21 protein-coding genes and 1 other annotated feature are annotated in these 19426 nt (G+C 44.9%); of the genes, 1 reads left to right on the forward strand and 20 read right to left on the reverse strand.

Features of this window, described 5'->3' with window-relative positions; translation table 11 throughout:
* Positions 1 to 56 precede the first annotated feature (56 nt).
* From rplK to H9659_RS04335, 19 genes are all read right to left on the reverse strand, one after another.
* Positions 57 to 482: a 50S ribosomal protein L11 gene (gene rplK, locus H9659_RS04245; protein ID WP_025782829.1), complete on the reverse strand. Its 426-nt coding sequence runs from the start codon at positions 480 to 482 to the stop codon at positions 57 to 59.
* A gap of 174 nt (positions 483 to 656) precedes the next feature.
* Complete coding sequence (nusG, locus tag H9659_RS04250) at positions 657 to 1193, reverse strand: transcription termination/antitermination protein NusG (RefSeq protein ID WP_191688888.1); 537 nt, start codon at positions 1191 to 1193, stop codon at positions 657 to 659.
* Positions 1194 to 1302: 109 nt separating this feature from the next.
* Positions 1303 to 1488 (reverse strand): preprotein translocase subunit SecE, encoded by a 186-nt coding sequence (gene secE, locus H9659_RS04255; RefSeq protein ID WP_191688689.1) that lies wholly within the window; start codon positions 1486 to 1488, stop codon positions 1303 to 1305.
* A 54-nt stretch (positions 1489 to 1542) separates the two neighbouring features.
* Positions 1543 to 1692: a 50S ribosomal protein L33 gene (rpmG, locus tag H9659_RS04260; protein WP_191688690.1), complete on the reverse strand. Its 150-nt coding sequence runs from the start codon at positions 1690 to 1692 to the stop codon at positions 1543 to 1545.
* A 96-nt stretch (positions 1693 to 1788) separates the two neighbouring features.
* Positions 1789 to 2439: an RNA polymerase sporulation sigma factor SigH gene (sigH, locus tag H9659_RS04265; protein ID WP_191688691.1), complete on the reverse strand. Its 651-nt coding sequence runs from the start codon at positions 2437 to 2439 to the stop codon at positions 1789 to 1791.
* A gap of 69 nt (positions 2440 to 2508) precedes the next feature.
* Entirely contained in the window at positions 2509 to 3024 is a 516-nt protein-coding gene (locus H9659_RS04270) for an NYN domain-containing protein (RefSeq protein WP_191688692.1), read from the reverse strand.
* Positions 3021 to 3758, reverse strand: coding sequence for a 23S rRNA (guanosine(2251)-2'-O)-methyltransferase RlmB (gene rlmB / locus H9659_RS04275; protein ID WP_191688889.1), 738 nt, complete (start codon positions 3756 to 3758; stop codon positions 3021 to 3023). The genes H9659_RS04270 and rlmB overlap by 4 nt, the downstream gene beginning before the upstream one ends.
* A gap of 10 nt (positions 3759 to 3768) precedes the next feature.
* Positions 3769 to 4197 carry a Mini-ribonuclease 3 gene (locus H9659_RS04280; RefSeq protein WP_191688693.1) on the reverse strand — a complete coding sequence of 143 codons (429 nt, stop codon included), beginning with the start codon at positions 4195 to 4197 and terminating at the stop codon, positions 3769 to 3771.
* Positions 4194 to 5594 (reverse strand): cysteine--tRNA ligase, encoded by a 1401-nt coding sequence (gene cysS, locus H9659_RS04285; RefSeq protein ID WP_191688694.1) that lies wholly within the window; start codon positions 5592 to 5594, stop codon positions 4194 to 4196. Before cysS ends, H9659_RS04280 begins: the two co-directional genes overlap by 4 nt.
* Positions 5594 to 6259, reverse strand: a complete 666-nt coding sequence (gene cysE, locus H9659_RS04290) for a serine O-acetyltransferase (protein WP_191688695.1) — start codon at positions 6257 to 6259, stop codon at positions 5594 to 5596. Before cysE ends, cysS begins: the two co-directional genes overlap by 1 nt.
* A gap of 44 nt (positions 6260 to 6303) precedes the next feature.
* Positions 6304 to 6528 (reverse strand) — a binding site (T-box leader).
* A 62-nt stretch (positions 6529 to 6590) separates the two neighbouring features.
* Positions 6591 to 8051: a glutamate--tRNA ligase gene (gltX, locus tag H9659_RS04295; protein ID WP_191688696.1), complete on the reverse strand. Its 1461-nt coding sequence runs from the start codon at positions 8049 to 8051 to the stop codon at positions 6591 to 6593.
* A gap of 65 nt (positions 8052 to 8116) precedes the next feature.
* Positions 8117 to 8593, reverse strand: coding sequence for a 2-C-methyl-D-erythritol 2,4-cyclodiphosphate synthase (gene ispF, locus H9659_RS04300; RefSeq protein ID WP_191688890.1), 477 nt, complete (start codon positions 8591 to 8593; stop codon positions 8117 to 8119).
* On the reverse strand, positions 8593 to 9285 hold the full coding sequence (ispD, locus tag H9659_RS04305) for a 2-C-methyl-D-erythritol 4-phosphate cytidylyltransferase (protein WP_191688891.1): 693 nt from the start codon (positions 9283 to 9285) through the stop codon (positions 8593 to 8595). Before ispD ends, ispF begins: the two co-directional genes overlap by 1 nt.
* A gap of 26 nt (positions 9286 to 9311) precedes the next feature.
* Positions 9312 to 10412: a PIN/TRAM domain-containing protein gene (locus tag H9659_RS04310; protein ID WP_191688697.1), complete on the reverse strand. Its 1101-nt coding sequence runs from the start codon at positions 10410 to 10412 to the stop codon at positions 9312 to 9314.
* A 138-nt stretch (positions 10413 to 10550) separates the two neighbouring features.
* Positions 10551 to 11924: a DNA repair protein RadA gene (gene radA, locus H9659_RS04315; RefSeq protein WP_191688698.1), complete on the reverse strand. Its 1374-nt coding sequence runs from the start codon at positions 11922 to 11924 to the stop codon at positions 10551 to 10553.
* Between the two features lie 82 nt (positions 11925 to 12006).
* On the reverse strand, positions 12007 to 14454 hold the full coding sequence (locus tag H9659_RS04320) for an ATP-dependent Clp protease ATP-binding subunit (protein WP_225217643.1): 2448 nt from the start codon (positions 14452 to 14454) through the stop codon (positions 12007 to 12009).
* Positions 14455 to 14606: 152 nt separating this feature from the next.
* A complete protein-coding gene (locus H9659_RS04325) occupies positions 14607 to 15692 on the reverse strand; it encodes a protein arginine kinase (RefSeq protein ID WP_191688699.1) in 1086 nt (361 codons plus the stop codon).
* Positions 15682 to 16236, reverse strand: a complete 555-nt coding sequence (locus H9659_RS04330; protein WP_191688700.1) for a UvrB/UvrC motif-containing protein — start codon at positions 16234 to 16236, stop codon at positions 15682 to 15684. The genes H9659_RS04325 and H9659_RS04330 overlap by 11 nt, the downstream gene beginning before the upstream one ends.
* A gap of 36 nt (positions 16237 to 16272) precedes the next feature.
* Positions 16273 to 16743, reverse strand: a complete 471-nt coding sequence (locus H9659_RS04335; RefSeq protein WP_191688701.1) for a CtsR family transcriptional regulator — start codon at positions 16741 to 16743, stop codon at positions 16273 to 16275.
* Positions 16744 to 17017: 274 nt separating this feature from the next.
* Here H9659_RS04335 and H9659_RS04340 point away from each other — a divergent pair, with 274 nt between their 5' ends.
* On the forward strand, positions 17018 to 17605 hold the full coding sequence (locus H9659_RS04340) for a GNAT family N-acetyltransferase (RefSeq protein WP_191688702.1): 588 nt from the start codon (positions 17018 to 17020) through the stop codon (positions 17603 to 17605).
* A gap of 90 nt (positions 17606 to 17695) precedes the next feature.
* Here the strand turns inward: H9659_RS04340 and H9659_RS04345 are convergent, their stop codons facing one another.
* Entirely contained in the window at positions 17696 to 19384 is a 1689-nt protein-coding gene (locus H9659_RS04345; protein ID WP_191688703.1) for a hypothetical protein, read from the reverse strand.
* Positions 19385 to 19426 lie beyond the last annotated feature (42 nt).

Genomic DNA, 19426 nt, shown 5'->3' on the forward strand with positions numbered 1-19426 from the left:
TGTTCATCAGAACAACCGCAACCCCCATAAAAACATACAATGAATCAGGTTTCAGATCAGTCTTCGATCGTGATTCCCATACTGCGAGCAGTACCTTCAACCATTGCCATCGCTGCTTCAACTGATGCAGCATTCAAATCTTGCATTTTTTGTTCAGCAATTTCTTTAACTTGATCACGTTTCACGACAGCAACTTTCTTTTTGTTCGGTTCGCCTGAACCCTTTTGGATTTTAGCTGCAACCTTCAACAATACTGCTGCTGGCGGAGTTTTTGTGATGAATGTAAATGAACGATCTTCGAATACAGTGATTTCAACAGGAATAATAAGACCTGCTTGGTCAGATGTACGCGCATTGAATTCTTTACAGAATCCCATGATATTGACACCTGCCTGACCGAGCGCCGGTCCGACTGGCGGTGCTGGATTTGCTTTTCCTGCTGGAATTTGCAATTTCACAAGCTTGATTACTTTTTTAGCCACGAGACACACCTCCTTAAGTCCGTGATGTGGTATTTGGGTTGCCCCTCCCACTCAATATGTGCCTGCCGGCGAATGCCGGTAGAATTTTGTAAGACGTTCAGACATTTCTATGTCTGACCTTTGAAATAATATCACTATTCCTCAGGTTTTGCAAGAGGGAACGAATTAATTTTTTCAGCTCGTCCGTTCTACTTGTTCAAAGTCAAGTTCCATGTTCGTTTCGCGGCCGAACATATCTACAGACACTTTTACTTTGCCTTGGTCAAGTTCGATTTCTTCGACTTTACCTTGGAATCCAGCAAATGGTCCTTCTAGCACTTCCACCATTTCGCCAATTTCAAAGTCAACTTCCATTTTACGATCCTTCATACCCATTTGCTTAAGGATGAACGTCACTTCTTCAGGAAGAAGCGGTGTCGGTTTCGCTCCGCCACCTGATGAACCGATGAACCCTGTGACTCCAGGCGTATTCCGGACCACATACCATGAATCATCTGTCATGATAATTTCAACAAGGACGTAACCAGGGAACGTTTTCCGCATCACTGTACGTTTTTTACCTTCTTTGAAATCCGTTTCTTCTTCTTCAGGAACAATCACGCGGAAAATCTTGTCTTGCATTCCCATTGTTTCAACGCGCTTTTCAAGATTTTCTTTCACTTTATTTTCGTACCCTGAGTACGTATGGACGACGTACCAATTTTTCTCCATTTCCATATCATTGAGGACTTCGCGTCCGTCCCTCCTTTTTTGTTCAAATGAAAAAACCCGCTCTTTCAGTTAGACGGGATATTTTCAGTATGCGATTCAACGTGCTCTATTATAACGAAACATACCATTCCATTACTCGTGATAAGCCAAGATCCACAAGACCGAAATAAACTGCCATGAATACTACTGTACCGATAACCACGATTGTATAGCGAGTCAGTTCTTTGCGTTTCGGCCAGCTGACTTTCCGCATTTCCGTGACAACATTTTTAAAGAAACTTGTTATCTTGCCCATTCTTTTGCAAACCTCCGAATAGTAGATATGACGGCCTCAAGTCTAGCCAGACCCTCACGCTGTTTGTCTGTGTAACGTATGTTCATTGCAATGACTGCAGTGTTTCTTCAGGACCAGCCGTTCAGTTGTTTTGTTACTGCCTGCCGGAAGTGAATAGTTTCTGGAGCCGCATTTCTCACAGCTTACTACAATTTTTTTAGACATATCTAGTGAACACCTAGTCTTTCCATAGTCTTGATAAAGAGTACCACCTAACCTATTCCCTGTCAATGCAAGGATAGTCAGAAAATTGGCGATGCTTCATGTAACAACGTCTACCTGCATATACCTCTCAAGCTTACGTTTAATGCGCTGCAATGCATTGTCTACCGATTTCACTTGACGATTCAGTTCTTCGGAGATTTCTTGATAGGACTGTCCGTCCAGATAGAGACCGAGCACTTCCTTTTCAAGACTGCTCAAAACTTTGTTCATCTCAACTTCCATTTGAACAAAGTTCTCTTTGTAAATCATTAAATCCTCAGGATCATCGTTCAATGGACCCGTCAAGACATCCAGTAAAGTCCGATCAGATTCTTCGTCATATACCGGCTTGTCTAATGATACCGATGAATTAAGCGGAATGTGTTTTTGCCGGGTAGCTGTTTTGATGGCCGTGATGATCTGCCGTTTAATACACAACTCTGCGAACCCTTTGAACGAACTGAGCCGATCTTCACGGAAATCACGAATCGCCTTGTATAACCCAATCATGCCTTCTTGGATTATGTCTTCCTTGTCCCCGCCCATCATGAAGTAAGAACGCGCCTTCATCCTAACGAATGATTGGTATTTGGTAATGAGAAAGTCGAGTGCATCTGTGTTCCCTTCTTGGATGATTCCGATCAATTGTTCATCGGAAAAGGTACTGAAGTCTGCTGTCCTAGGTGCATAAGCTGTCTTTTCCGCCATTCCCCATCACTCCGGTTTATCATACTAGTTCGTCAATTATACCTTAAGGAATTTTTTTGCGTCAACCGCTCACCTGTTCCCTCTGCGCCATTTTTCGAAAGTTTCCGCCACTTCCTGCGATAATTGTATTTTTGAAAATGAGCGGTTTTCTTGGATCGCCTGCACTTTCGCAGATATGATTTTGTCGATTTCCTGCATTTCAATCTCTAATTCCCGCGCAGAAATTCTTAGTGCTCCTTGACCAAAAATGATCCATTGTTCGGTAAAATCGGAAGTGGCCACATGCAGTTGAACGGTACGTCTGGATAGTTCAGAAACCAATTTTTCGATACGTTCATCAGCAGTTTCGTTCTCTCTCGTAAAAACAATCTCCACACTGGAACGTTTTTCTTTGTTTTCAATCCCCGGCACTAGGTACGCATCGAACACGACGATTACCCGCCAGCCTTTGAATGCTTGGTATTCTGCTAACTGGTCAATCAGTCGGTCACGCGCCTCTGCAAGTTTCAAACGTTTTAACTCCCGTAATTCCGGCCAAGCACCGATGATGTTATAACCATCTACTAGCAGGATATCTTTTTTCATGGTGTAGACGGATTCGGCAGCCGTTTGCGCAACACTTCGTACATAAGCAGCGAAGCCGCAACAGAAGCGTTAAGGGAGGTGACGTGCCCGCGCATCGGTAAGTGGTATAGAAAATCACATTTCTCTTTCAACAAACGGGACATACCTTTTCCTTCGCTGCCTATAATGACTGCTAGCGGAAGCGTCGCGTCCATTGTCCGATAGTCAGCAGAGCCTTTTGCATCTGTGCCCGCAATCCAAACACCTTTCTTCTTCAATTCATCAACGGTTTGCCCTAAGTTCACAACACGAACGACCGGAACGTGTTCAATTGCACCTGTCGAGGCTTTTGCAACAACACCCGTAAGACCAACTGAACGTCTTTTAGGTATGATGATTCCATGTACACCAACAGCGTCTGCAGTACGCAGGATCGATCCAAGATTATGGGGATCTTCAAGTTCATCCAACAACAAAATGAATGGATCTTCTCCTCGTTGTTCTGCTACCGCAAAAATATCGTCCAGCTCTGCGTATGTGTATGCTGCTACAGAGGCAACGATTCCTTGATGGTTCACATCCAGCAACTGATCAAGTTTCTTTTTCGGAACAGCTTGTACAACAACTCCAGCTTTCTTGGCAAGCGTCGTAATCTCCCCGATACTTTGCTTATTCAACCCGTCTGCAATCCAGATCTTATTCAGTTCTCTTCCCGAACGCAATGCCTCAACGACTGGATTTTTGCCGCCTATCATTTCGGTTTCTTCAGTTTCTGACACGGTCTTCTCCTCCTTCTATAAATTCGATAGCCTTACGTATGAACTCAGCCGTTCTCTCTCTATCTTCCAACAAATACAAATAACCGATGACTGCTTCAAACGCAGAACTGTGATTGTATGTTAAAACATCTGTATTTTTAGGTACAGATCCTGATTTTGCGTTTCTGCCGCGTCTCATGACTGCCATCTCTTCTTCAGTCAAAAAGTTTTCGTCTACCATTGCCCGCAAAATGGATGCTTGCGCTTTTGCAGATACGAATTGGGTCGCTTCCTTGTGAAGGACATTCGGTTTGACACGACCTGAGCGCAGGAGATGCTCACGCACCGCCTGCTCATAGACCGCATCTCCCATATAGGCGAGGGATAATGCTTTTAACTGTCGAACATCTGCTGGGCGCAGACTGTAGTCACTCATGATCGTTTCCACCGGACCCCTTGCGCAGTATCTTCCAGAAGGATCCCTTGCTCTTTCAATTCATCGCGGATTGCATCTGCACGGGCGAAGTCACGATTTTTACGCGCTTCCAAACGTTCTTCTATCAACCGATCGATTGCTTCATCTTGGAGTTCTTCCTTCTCTTTGAACGGCAGACCAAGAACACTCATCAACTGATTAAACGTATTCAAAAATGCTTCAAGCACAACTTTTTCAGTGTTCTTTTCGAGCAGATATACATTCGCTAATCTTGCGAGCTCAAAAATAACCGCAATTCCGTTAGCTGTATTGAAGTCGTCATCCATCGCTTCTTCGAAAGCAGTTTGCTGTTGTTGGATTTTGTGGAGCCAAATATCATGTTGGTCCCCATTATCCGCAGATACAGCTAGACGGTGTTCAACGTTTTGATAGGCAGTACGTATACGATCCAACCCATTCGCAGCACTTTCCACAAGATCTTGTGAGAAGTTCACTGGAGAACTATAGTGCACGGAGAGCATGAAGAATCTCAACACTTGCGGGTCAATCTGTTGAATGATGTCGTGTACTAGCACGAAGTTCCCTAGTGACTTCGACATTTTTTCATTATCGATATTTATATATCCGTTATGCATCCAATAGCGAGCGAACGTCTTACCTGTCAGCGCTTCGGACTGAGCGATCTCGTTTTCGTGATGCGGGAACGTCAAGTCCTGCCCACCCGCGTGTATATCAATCGTATCACCAAGTAGTTGTCTAGCCATTACCGAACACTCGATGTGCCAGCCAGGGCGGCCTTCTCCCCATGGACTGCTCCACGAGATTTCACCTTCTTTTGCCGCTTTCCATAATACGAAATCCAAGGCATCTTGTTTGCGTTCACTCGCTTGGATACGAGCACCGACTTTCAATTCGTCAATGGACTGGTGCGATAGCTTTCCATATCCATCAAATTTTCTCGTACGGAAATAGACATCCCCGTCTGATTCATAAGCATATTCTTTTTCGACCAATAATGAAATGAAGTCGATCACATCTTGAATATGATCGGTTACGCGAGGATGCATATCCGCCTTCTTGCATCCGAGTGCGCCCACGTCCTCAAAATACGCTTGGATAAACCGCTCAGTTAACTCCGGTACTTCTTCGCCAAGTTCGTTTGCGGCTTTAATGATTTTGTCATCCACATCTGTAAAATTGGAAACGAACTTGACGTTGTAACCGCGGTATTCCAAGTACCTTCGTACTGTATCGAACACGATGACAGGACGAGCATTTCCGATATGAATGTAGTTGTAAACAGTCGGTCCACATACATACATTTTCACTTCCCCTTCAGTGACAGGAACAAATTCCTCTTTCTTACGTGTCAACGTATTGTATAACTGGATTGTCATCAATTCTCATCCTTTTCATCATGAATTTGAATATCTTTTTTAAGGTCACTTAGCTGCCGTTCCAATTGCGAAATCCTGTTTTCCATCGAGGAGCACATTTCCGCTACAGGATCAGGCAATGTATGATTCAGCCGATCTTTTACCCGAACACCATTGGAAATAACTACTTTTCCTGGAATCCCAACAACTGTCGATTCCGCCGGGACATCTTTCAACACGACGGAACCGGCTCCGACTTTACTGTTTTCACCTATCACAATATTACCGAGCACTTTCGCACCCGTCGCTACTAGAACCCTATCATGAAGAGTCGGGTGTCTTTTCCCTTTTTCTTTACCAGTTCCACCTAACGTGACACCTTGATAGATCGTGACATCATCACCAATTTCACAAGTTTCACCTATCACAATTCCCATTCCATGGTCGATGAAAAGCCTTCTTCCGATTTTGGCCCCAGGATGGATTTCAATCCCAGTGAAAAAGCGGCTCATTTGGGAAAGTGCCCTAGCTGCGAAGTGCATGTTCTTTTTAAACAGTACATGTGCAATCCGATGTGACCAAATAGCATGTAATCCTGAGTAGGTCAAGACGACCTCGATCGTACTCCGAGCAGCGGGGTCTTGGTCAAAAATGCAGCGAATGTCTTCTTTCATTCTGGAAAACATGTCGGTCCCCCTTTTCTATAAAAAAAAATACGCCTCTGTCTAATGACAGAGACGCAGTTGTTGCGTGGTTCCACTCTTTTTTGAAACGGAATAGGAGAATTCCATTTCACTCGACGTCTGTAACGGAGACGAACCGTCCGGCTTACTGGATTTCAGCCTGGCGCTCAAAGGTGCATTTCTGTAAAACGGGTGACCCAGATCTCTTTCAGCCAATGGAGATCTTCTCTGAAGGGTGTGTTTTACATACTTCTCCTCTTCAACGCTTTATATATGCGATACATTCTAAGATTACTCTTATTGTACACGGCTGTTTCCGCTTGTCAACAAAGGCTTACTGTACAAACTTCCCGACGCGCGCAATCGTCTTTTCCCGACCAAGCAATGCAATCGATTCCGGCAATTCCGGGCCATGTGCTTGACCAGTTGCGACCACACGGATTGGCATGAATAAGTTTTTCCCTTTATGCCCTGTTTCCTTTTGGACCGCTTTGATGGCCGCTTTGATTGACGGTGCATCGAAAGTTTCAAGGTTCTCAAGTTGCTGTTTGAAAGAGGCCATCACTTCAGGAATCTGTTCTCCAGCCAAAACTTCTTTTGATTGTTCATCATACTCAACTGCGTCGCTGAAGAATTGGGCAGACAGCTCAACAATTTCAGCTCCATAACTTAACTGGCTGTGATAAAGTGCGATTAAGTCATGAATCCATGCACTTTCTTCCGCTGTCATATCTTCACTCACCCGACCTGCTTTCACAAGGTGCGGCAACGTCAATGCAACGACTTCGTCGAGGCTCAGCTTTTTAATATATTGGTTATTCATCCACGTCAATTTCTGCTTATCGAACATGGAAGGCGATTTCGATAGACGGCTCTCGTCAAACTGTTCGACGAGTTCCTCTTTCGTGAACAGCTCTTCTTCTCCAACAGGAGACCACCCAAGCAGTGCAAAGAAATTGAACATCGCTTCCGGTAAGAATCCAAGATCTTTATATTGAGAAATGAATTGAATGATCGACTCATCCCGCTTGGACAACTTTTTGCGATCTTCGTTGACGATGAGTGTCATATGCCCATAACGAGGTGCTTCCCAGCCGAATGTATCAAAGACCATGAGCTGCTTTGGTGTATTCGTCAAATGCTCTTCTCCGCGGAAAACGTGAGACATCTTCATCATGAAGTCGTCAATGACAACTGCGAAGTTATACGTAGGAATGCCATTCGCTTTCACAAGGACCCAATCACCAATGTCTTTAGATTCGAATTGAACACTGCCGCGTACAAGATCGTCAATCGTGTATGTTACATTTTCAGGAACACGCATGCGGATTGTATACGGCATGCCAGCTGCTTCTTTTTGCGCAACTTGTTCTGCGCTCAAATGACGGCAAGTCCCTTTATACATAGGCGCTGCAATCCCTGCCGCCTTTTGTTGCTCACGTTCAGCTTCAAGTTCCTCAGTGGTACAGAAACATTTGTAAGCCGCGCCCTTTTCAAGCATCTCCTCGGAATACTTTTTGTACGTATCAAGTCGTTCCATTTGGCGATAAGGACTAAAAGGTCCGCCGATATCCACCGACTCGTCGTACTCGATTCCAAGCCACTTCAAGTTTTCAAGCTGCGACAATTCACCAGCTTCAATATTACGAACCGTGTCAGTATCTTCAATCCGTACTATGAATTTCCCGCCATGATGGCGAGCGAACAAATAGTTAAATAATGCGGTACGAGCTCCTCCGATATGTAAATGACCTGTTGGGCTCGGCGCATAGCGCACACGTACTTCTGCTGTCATGACTAGACATCTCCGTTCTGTTAGTTCAAATAATAATTACTTGTATAGACTAGTTTACCAAAAACTCAAGCTTTCACCAATAGAATCGCCGCAAGAGATGCAATCCCTTCTTCTCTTCCCACAAACCCTAATTTTTCTGTTGTAGTCGCTTTAATGTTCACTTGACTAGGATCTGCATGCAGTAAAGAGGCTACGCGGTTTTTAATGGTTTCAATATGCGGTGCAAGTTTAGGCTGTTGCGCCATAATGGTACAATCCACGTTACCAAGCGTGTAGCCTTCTTCTTCTACCAGCTTCCAGACTTCCTGAAGAAGAACTGCTGAGTCTGCGTCTTTGAACGCAGCATCTGTGTCCGGGAAGTGATGACCGATATCCCCTTTGCCGATCGCTCCAAGCGCCGCGTCTGTAATGGTGTGCAATAGGACATCCGCATCAGAGTGGCCGATCAATCCTTTAGTATGCGGAATCGTAACTCCTCCGATAATCAGCGGGCGTCCTTCTGCAAATTCATGTACGTCAAAACCTTGTCCAATTCGTATCATCATACCGTCTCCTCCAGCCTTTTTTTCAAGAGATACCCACCATAGGCAAGATCCTCTGGTGTCGTCATTTTAATATTGTCATACGTGCTTTCAACAATCCGCACTTCATAGCCTGCATGCTCTGCAAGCATCGCTTCGTCTGTCCCCAAGAAGCTTTCGTCCTCCGCTTTCCGGGACGATTCTTCCAAAATTTCGTAACGGAATGCCTGTGGGGTTTGAATGATCCATAAACGTTCGCGGTCTGCCGTCTCTTCAACGATTCCATCTTTTACGTATTTCATCGTATCTTTCACCTTAACACCCGCAACTGCACCCCCATGCCGGGAAGCACTCATAACAAGTTCATGGATAACATCCTGTTTGATAAAAGGGCGGGCCGCATCGTGCACAAGGACTATACCACCGGTTTGATGGGCTGCAAGACATGCTTTCACGCTGTGCTGACGTTCGGTCCCACCTTCAGGCAAAGCATTAATTTTTGTGATTTGTTCTTGCTGGATGATTGTTTCAATTGTGGTGCGTTCTGTTTCCTTCACCGCTAAAATGATTCCTGTACACCAAGGATCCTGTTGAAACACAGCCAACGTGCGGGCCAAAATCGGTTTCCCTTCAAGTTCGAGGAAAAGTTTGTTATGCCCTGCTCCCATCCGTGTTCCACTTCCGGCAGCAGGCATCATTACTGTATATTCCATCATGACTCCTTTCCACTGCTTGGCGATCAGTGGGCTTTGGTTTGTTTACCATTTTTAGGTTTCGCGAAAATCATGCGACCTGCGGAAGTTTGCAACACACTCGTCACTACAACTTCAATAGCAGTGCCGATAAAGTTCCGTCCATCTTCAATAACAATCATTGTTCCGTCATCTAAGTAAGCAACACCTTGATTGTGTTCTTTTCCGTCTTTGATGACCACGACATGCATTTCTTCACCAGGGATAACCACAGGTTTCACAGCATTCGCAAGGTCATTGATATTCAACACGGAAACTCCGTGCAGATCTGCGACTTTGTTCAAATTGAAATCGTTTGTGACGACGAGTCCATTCATCTTTTTAGCAAGCTTCACTAATTTTAAATCGACTTCAGCTACATTCGGAAAGTCTTCGTCCGTAATCAAGATCTTCTTGCCATCACCTTCCTGCAAGCGACGGAGCACATCCAGACCACGCCTTCCTTTCGTCCGCTTCAATGTATCCGCAGAATCCGCAATGTGTTGGAGCTCCGTCAATACAAACTGGGACACGACCAACACACCTTCGAGAAATCCAGTGTCAACGATATCCGCAATGCGACCATCGATGATGACACTTGTATCGAGCACCTTGTAGACAGGGTTTTTAGATACGTCAGCTTCCGTTTCAGGCTCCTTTTTCCGACCTACATTGCGGATGGAGAAAATGGCTGTTAAAAACTCATCTCGTTTTTTAAAGCCCACCTGGAACCCTAAATAACCTAGTAAAACTGACAGCAAGATGGGTATCACCGAAGTGAAACCAGGAATTTGAATATTACTTAACCCCCATCCAGCTAAAAAAGCAACGAATAGACCTATAATCAATCCTATTGAACCAAATAGTAAATCTAAAATTGGAGCTTTCATCAGTAAATCCTCTAACCACTTTATAAAGTTGACTATCGGATCTGTTAAAAACGTACTGAACACGAATAGGAAAAGTGCTCCTAAAATGGCAGCGACATAAGGGTTATTTATAAATGGTGATGCTGTGAAAGAAGATAATTGGAATAAGTACGGAAGAAACAATACGCCAAGTGTCCCACCAACCAGTAAAAACATGATTTGTACAATTCGTTTTAGCATTCGATCCACCTCCTTTTAGTAGTACTAGTATACATGTATTCCCTACCGATTGCTTTTTGGAACCTCAAAGAATCAGGAATCCTGTATCTATAGAACAGGACTCCCAAAAAGGTCCAAAAGTTCCTAGCACTCCAGTAATTACTGTGGTAAACAAAGGTCAAGTGCATCACGAACTGTTTCCACTCCCACGACTTGGATACCTTCAGGGTATTCCCATCCGCCGATATTGGAAGCCGGAATGACAGCTCGCTCAAATCCTAGTTTAGCCGCTTCTCCTACACGTTGTTCGATACGGGAAACTCTCCGGACTTCACCCGTCAGTCCCACCTCACCCATATAGCAGTCAGAAGCCCGTACTGCAACGTCACGATAACTCGATACGATACTCATAAGGACAGCAAGATCAATCGCAGGCTCGTCGAGTTTCACGCCACCCGCCACTTTAATATACGCATCCTGTGCTTGTAATAGCATTCCCATCCGTTTTTCCAATACCGCCATCAAAAGTGACACCCGGTTTTGGTCCAGACCCGTCGCCATCCGTTTTGGATAATTGAAACTGGATGGTGTGACAAGTGCCTGAATTTCCACAAGAATTGGGCGTGTCCCTTCCATCGAGGCGACAATGGTGGAGCCGGCACCGCCTTGAGAACGTTCCTGGATAAACATTTCAGAAGGATTCAGAACCTCCTTCAATCCCGCTTGAAGCATTTCGAAAATCGCGATTTCGTTCGTTGACCCGAAGCGGTTTTTCACACTGCGTAAAATACGATACGTATGATGACGCTCCCCCTCAAAGTACAATACGGTATCGACCATATGTTCAAGCAGGCGCGGTCCTGCAATTTGACCATCCTTAGTGACATGGCCTACCAGGAAGATCGCGATACCTTGCGTCTTTGCTATTTTCATTAATTCCGCTGTACATTCCCTTACTTGTGATACACTTCCCGGAGCAGAGGCAACTTCTGGGTGATGGATGGTTTGAATTGAATCCACTACAACAAATTTCGGTTTTACGTTATCGATCGTATCATGTATTAGCGCAAGATCCGTTTCTGCGTATATATATAATTCATCGGACAGCACACCGAGACGTTGTGCTCGCAGCTTGGTCTGCCGAATCGATTCTTCTCCTGAAATGTATAACACGCGTTGCTGTTGGTTCGCTAAAAGCGCAGACACTTGAAGCAGCAATGTGGATTTCCCGATTCCCGGATCTCCGCCAATCAATACAAGCGAGCCCGGAACAATGCCGCCGCCTAATACACGATTCAACTCTTCCATTTCTGTGCGGATTCTCGGTTCATCCTCTATCGCGACGTCGTTGATAGGCATCGCTTTCTGCTTCACGGCATCAGAATGCTGGAACGCTCCGCGAGGACCTTTTTGAACAATTTCCGTTTCTTCATCCATCGTGTTCCATTCACCGCAGCCCGGACACCGCCCCATCCATTTAGGCGACTCATATCCGCATGCTCTGCACATGAACTTCGTTTTCTTTTTCGCCATATACATCCTCCAAACGACGAAGAGGACAGCCCCTCCCCTTTTTTCCAACTAGGGATGGACTATCCTATTCCTCTGCTTCTTATTAATTTTCCACCATTTCTTCTTGTTGCGTATCTACTGTGAAGTTACCGTCCACATAGTCGACTGTCACTTTTCTACCAGTAAGTGCTGTCCCTTTAAGAAGTTCCTCCGAAAGACGGTCTTCCACGTGTTTCTGAAGTGCGCGACGAAGTGGACGCGCGCCATATTCAGGATCGTACCCTTCATCCGCGATTTTCAACTTCGCTTCTTGAGTCAATACAAGTTCAATATCTTGTTCAGCGAGCCGTTTGCTCAATTCATCCGCCATCAAGGAAACAATCTCTTCCAATTGCTCTTTTTCAAGTGAATGGAAGACGATCATCTCATCTACACGGTTCAAGAATTCAGGGCGGAATGCTTTTTTCAGCTCTTCCAACATTTTCTTCTTCATGTCTTCATAATCTTGCTCTCCATCTTGAAGATTAAATCCGACATATTTGTTCTTTCTCAACTCTTGTGCACCGACATTTGAAGTCATGATGATCACCGTGTTGCGGAAATCGACTGTGCGCCCTTTGGAATCTGTTAATCGTCCGTCTTCAAGCACTTGCAACAGGATGTTGAACACATCTGGATGCGCTTTTTCAATTTCATCAAGTAAGATGACGGAATATGGTTTGCGGCGTACTTTTTCGGTTAACTGACCGCCTTCTTCATATCCGACATATCCTGGAGGGGATCCGACTAAACGCGACGTTGTATGCTTTTCCATGTACTCGGACATGTCAATCCGGATCATGGAGTCTTCGTCGCCAAACATTGTTTCAGCCAACGCTCTTGCTAGCTCTGTTTTTCCGACTCCAGTAGGCCCAAGGAAAATGAACGAGCCGATCGGACGTTTCGGATCTTTCAATCCTGCGCGCGCTCGACGTATTGCCCGGGAAATAGCTGCAACAGCTTCTTTTTGACCAATGACACGCTTATGCAGCTCTTCTTCCATGTTCAACAGCTTCGAGGATTCTGTTTCTGCAATACGCGCAACCGGGATTCCAGTCCACATCGCTACAACTTCCGCTATATCATTTACGGTTACTTCAGATTCCGTCTTGCCTTGTTTTTCTTTCCATTCCGTTTTTGTCGTTTCGAGCTCTTCTTTCATCTTCTGCTCTTTATCGCGATAAGATGCTGCTTTTTCGAATTCTTGACTTTGAACTGCAGCATTCTTCTCTGAACGGATGGCTTCCAACTTCTTCTCAAGTTCACGCAAGTTGGGCGGCGTCGTATAAGAACGCAGTCGGACTTTCGAACCTGCTTCATCGATCAAATCAATCGCTTTGTCAGGTAAGAACCGGTCCGAAATGTAGCGATCCGACATTTTCGCTGCCGCTTCAATCGCTTCGTTAGTGATTTTAACCCGGTGATGCGCTTCATATCTATCGCGTAGCCCAGTAATAATCTGCACAGTCTCCTCGACGGATGGTTCATCCACTTGAATCGGCTGGAAACGACGTTCGAGTGCTGCATCTTTTTCAATATACTTCCGGTACTCATCGAGTGTCGTTGCACCGATACACTGCAACTCACCACGAGCGAGTGATGGTTTCAAAATGTTCGATGCATCGATTGCACCTTCTGCTCCACCAGCCCCAATGAGCGTATGCAACTCATCGATGAATAGAATGATGTTGCCTGCTTGGCGGATCTCTTCCATCACTTTTTTCATGCGATCTTCAAATTCACCGCGGTATTTGGTACCCGCAACGACCGTTCCCATATCAAGCGTCATGACGCGCTTATCACGCAAAATTTCAGGAACTTCGTTGTTCACGACTTGCAGCGCAAGCCCTTCAGCAATTGCTGTTTTACCAACACCGGGCTCACCAATTAGAACCGGATTGTTCTTTGTACGGCGCGCTAAGACTTCGATAACACGTGTAATTTCCTTACCTCGCCCGATGACGGGGTCCAGAGTTCCTTCGCGTGCAATTTCAGTTAGGTCCCGTGCTAATCCATCCAATGTTGGAGTCGCAGCTGTTGCCGATGCATTTTGACCGCTTGCATTGGCCGTGTCATTACTTCCGAGCAGCTGAAGCACTTGCTGGCGGGCTTTGTTCAAGCTGACACCTGCATTGTTGAGTACGCGAGCGGCTACACCTTCCCCTTCGCGGATTAGTGCAAGCAGAATGTGCTCTGTTCCAATATACGAGTGACCGAGTTTTCGGGATTCGTCCACAGAAAGCTCAATGACCTTCTTTGCACGCGGTGTGTAATGTACGATTGGTCCGACTTCTTTACTGCCTGTTCCAACGAGTGTTTCCACGCCAGTTTCAATTGTATCGAAACTGACACCGATCGCTTCTAATGCTTTTGCTGCAATGCCGCCGCCTTCACGGATAAGTCCAAGTAGAATATGTTCTGTTCCAATTGCTTCGTGTTTTAAACGGATGGCTTCTTCTTGAGCGAGTTGGAGCACTTTTTGTGCACGTTGAGTGAATCGATTAAACATCATTAACATTCCTCTCCTTCTGCAGGGAATAATTTTCATCGTACTACTTCTATCTATATTCTTCCGGTCCGTTAAACAATCGGTTTCCGGGTGAATTGACTTTGACTATCTTTGACTATTATATCGAATCGGTTACATGGACGCAAAAGAGACGCTCAAGAACGGTCTGTCTGTCCATCTGCTTCTGAAGGATCATTTTTCAAACGTTCTCTGAAAAGTTTAGCGCGACTAATATCTAATTCTTCAGACGTTAACTCTTCTCCTTCATAAAGTTGAAGAAATCCGGACTGCATGAAAATCATCAACTCGTTTAAAATCGTCATTTCCACATCTTCGATCAATTCAAGATCGATGCCGAGCCGGACGTCAGACAGGCATCGAGCCGCTTCTGCGGAAGGAAGCAGCCGGGCGTACGAAATGGTCCCAAGTGAACGGAACACCCGATTTTCAAGCGCAATTCGCGACTTCTCAAGTAGTAATTCACGTGATCTGCGTTCATGGGCGATCAATCTGGAGACGATATTTGCCAGTTCAGCTAATATTTCTTTCTCAGATTTACCGAGCGTCAGCTGATTGGATACTTGGTAGACGTTTCCCGGTGCTTCACTGCCTTCGCCGTAACTTCCTCTCACTACCATACCTAGCCTTGAAACAGCCGGGATGATCCGGTTAATCTGCCGGGTCATCGTGAGTGCCGGCAAATGCAGCATGACAGAAGCACGCATTCCAGTTCCCGTATTGGATGGACAACTTGTGAGATATCCAAACTCTTCATCGAATGCATAAGGCAGTTTCTTTTCAAGTGCACTATCGGTTTCACTTGCTTTCTGATAGGCGCTTTCGAGCTGCAATCCCGGATAGATGCACTGAATACGTAAATGATCTTCTTCGTTGACCATAATACTGATGGTTTCATCCTCAGATAGGAGTACTGCTCCGAATAGTTCAGCTTCTGCAAGTTGCGGGCTTATCAAATGCTTTTCAACAAGCACTTGACGGTCAAGTGACGATAATTCTTTCATTCTCGTATAGGAATACCCTTTTTCACCTGTGCTAAGCAGTGCCTCCGAAACAATTCTACCGACCTCTTCCGCCTGTTCGTCAGAGAAAGCGATAGGGAACCGAAATTCGCGGAGATTTCGAGCAAGGCGGATGCGGGTCGACATCACGATATCGGAATGCTCTCCATGAGGGATCATCCAGCCTGTGACAGCGTTTTGCATAAACTGATTATTCCCCATGATGACTCCTCCCTTCCTCTGTTTCTGCAGCGAGTTTCTGTTTCCAGTCTTTTATTTCATCACGCAATACGGCAGCCTGTTCAAATTGTTCCTCTTGAATCGCTTCTTGCATACGCGCTCGAAGTTCCTCGATTTTCTTTTTAATGCTCATCTTTTCATTGAACGATGCGGGAACTTTACCTTTGTGGCTTGTATTGCCATTATGCAGCTTCCCAAACACCTTTGGCAGTCGCTCACGGAACGTTTCATAGCACGTAGGACAACCGAACTTACCGATTTCTAAAAAGCGATGGAAGGTTAGACCGCACTCCGGACATTCGGGCATTGTCTGAACCTCTCGCGTTTGCTGTTGGAACGTTTCACTTCCACTCAACCACTGTGACAGAAATTGTTGAATGGACATCGGCTCCTGATTCGGGCTGATTGAAAACGTCTGTAAGTTAAATGCACACTTCTCACACAAATTCCGTTCAATCGGTCCATTTGGCGTATCCTGCATCAAAATAACGGAAGCTGGACGTTCTTTACAATTTTCACAAAGCATGTTTTACCACCTCAATAGTTTAGATAACTCGCCGCTTCACTCCGATTGTTCGTATAGGAGCGAAAATAACATGGCCTGTAAGATTCTCGCTCGAATCATATCCCGTTCAGGTAACGGATAGTTCAGGACAGCCGGTTCGACAGCTGCAAGCATGAGCCTGGCCTCCTTTTTTGAAACCACTTGTTCTGCAATCAATCGATAGATCACGTCTTCCGCCATTGTATATGAAGCGCCTTCTTGCACACTTTCCAATACGTGATCCAATAGTTCTTTACGTGAATTCGTTTGAACCCGATAAATCCGGATGTACCCGCCGCCGCCGCGTTTGGATTCCACAGCATAACCCCGCTCCAATGTAAATCGCGTTTTAATGACGTAATTGATCTGCGAAGGAACACATTGGAATTTTTCCGCCACTTCGTTGCGCTTGATTTCCACGATCCCATTATCTTCATGTTCGATAATCGATTTTAAATACCCTTCTATGATGTCGGAAATATTACGCATCCTCTCACCTCTTTTATTGGCACAGTCATCATTGTTGACTTTGACTATCTTTGACTTAATTGTACCGTATTAAACAATAGGCACGCAAGAATTTTGCAGAACGTATGAGCAGAGGAGGAAAAAATAAAAAAGTTGAACATTTTTGTTTAGTATGTTTATAATAGGGGTATAGAATAAAGTCGAGGATTTTTTTCTGACCTCTTTTTTCCTCTCTACGTTCGACCCCCAACAAAAAGCTCCGGGTACACCCATACCGACGGAGGAGATTGAACCAATGAATTGGTACGAGAAACTAAGTGAGTATTTCCCTATTGAAGAAATGAAGTCAAAAGAGCATATGGACGCGTTATTAAAGGATAAGCACAATGTTTATTGTAAAGATGAAGGCGAGAAACACGTGCTCATGTATGTTGAGACAGAATCGTTTGTGTTTGTCGATTATTTGTTTGTTTCATCCTCTGCACGGGGTGAAGGTCTTGGCAAAAAACTGCTGACACAGCTCAAGGAAAAAGGGAAGCCGATTTTGTTGGAAGTGGAACCGGTGAATTATGAAGATACGGACACAGAGAAAAGGTTACGTTTCTATGCTCGTGAAAATTTCCATCATGCATCCCGCATCGGATATAGCCGTCGTTCACTCGCGACTGGAGAACAAACTGACCTCGAAATCCTTTACTGGTCACCTGAAGATGCAGAAGAAGAGACCGTCTATAATGCAATGAAGATGACGTATGAAGAAATCCATACGTATAAAGATGATGAATTTTACGGTGAATCCTACGACCCGATCGATAAAGTATTGACATTCCGCACAGAAGGTAAAACAAATATCCTGAAACCTTTTGCTCACGTTAGTGCTTAATGTAATAGTTGCCCTTCAATAAAACAACGTACAAAAGCGGAAGCCACCTTAACGGCTTCCGCTTTTGTTATGGCTTTAAAAACCATTCCCTTATTCCATTAACGAGACATTTGTGAGCTCCTTGACAGGAAGGAAGAGTTCCCCTGTTTCTACATACGTAATCGTTAATTTGTCGCCTTCTTGCACGTACACCGCTTCCGGAATCGTTTCAGACGAAACTAGGAAGTTCCGTCCATCTTCCGATTTTACAGAAACCAATGTAAAGTCCCCTACCCGCTCTTTATAGACACGTTTAGCAGTGATCGCTGCCTTCGCTTCTTCCGCTTCCGAGCTTCCATTCACAGAACTGCCTCCTCGTTGTAATGCTGTTTTATACAGTTTCAGTGCATCATTCGGGGAGTTGCCAAACACCGATATTTCCGGATTCGCAGCAGATACTATGAAGTAGTTTTGCAGGAAACCGTTCGAGTCCAGTACAGGGGTCAGCCAACTTGCTTCTCCGTAGAAGTTATAAAGGACAGGCATTTCGCCAGACCATTTTTTCTCGATGAACTTTTTTTCAATAATTTGCAGGGCACCTTGAGAGTCCATGTAGGATTCCTCTAAATCACCTGTGTAATACGTCGCTTCCCCAGTACGCCCATCTGTCAGCGCATAACCGAGCATCGAATCGACGCCTTCTTTCGGACTTGTAAAGTCAGTGAAGTAGTACATATGTCCGTTTTCATCGAAAATTGGACTGACATTTACTTCCGTTCCTTCATCAGATGGTAATTTGACATCTTTTTTACCGATAAACGAATTCCAGAAACCATGCACATACTTTCCGAAATAACTGTTTTGCAAACTGACAGCTTCCGGCGAGACGGCACCATCGATATAATCCGGGATATCCGCAAGCGCAAACTTCTCAACTGCCCCATTCTTCGGATCCGTCATGACAATCCCTTTTACGTCAAATCCATTGCGCGCGGAGATGAATTCTCCATAAGAACGAATGTAATGCGGATTGCCTTCGTCGTCGATTTCCAACTGGACATCTCCATAAAAGATCAGTTCAGGAAATTGTAAACGCATATGACGGTCCACTTGTTTGTTGAAGTAGGATGTCTCCGTATACGTCATTTCCGAAGAGACAAACTTCGGATTATCCGCAGAGTCCGTGGCACTCATTTGGAAGTATCCTGGTGTCGTCTTACCGTTCCACCATTTGAAGAACCCTGAAAACTCAACTGGGGCGATATATACATAATCATCTTTCACCTTTTGGATTTGTAGATGACCTAGATCGTAATAACTCGTATTCGGCACTTGCCCGAAAGCTTTTTTCATTTTGTTGCGTGCAAATTTAGGCGGCACACTCGCAGGCGTCTGAGTTTCGTCGAACGCTTCGATTTCCACTTGCTGGTCCATCTCAACTGCCTCATACTTCGTGTTCGCATTTAATAAAGGAGCGGAAAGAATGTAAATCCCTGCAATGATTGCAAGGCCTGCAACGGTCATCTTTGCTTTCCTATACACTCCGCCATCTAGAAGAGTTCCAAGTATCGCTGCAGCGAGTAAGAGAACCCATAATGAGGACCAATGCTGATCTAAATTTGTTGTGTAGTAAAAAATAGAGATACCTGCCGTGATCAAAACAGCTGTAATGATCAGAAGGGCCATTCTAAAACCGGGACTGCTTTCTTTTTCTTCCTTGAGGACTTTCTTATGCATCGGCACGGCAAGCAGTGCGGCAACGCTTCCTGCAATGAGAGAAAATAAGAGTAAGTGAATCATGAGTAAGCCTTCCTTCCGTTTGTACTGTACTTACTCTTGTAT

Source organism: Sporosarcina gallistercoris (genome assembly GCF_014836415.1).
Taxonomy (GTDB): domain Bacteria; phylum Bacillota; class Bacilli; order Bacillales_A; family Planococcaceae; genus Sporosarcina; species Sporosarcina gallistercoris.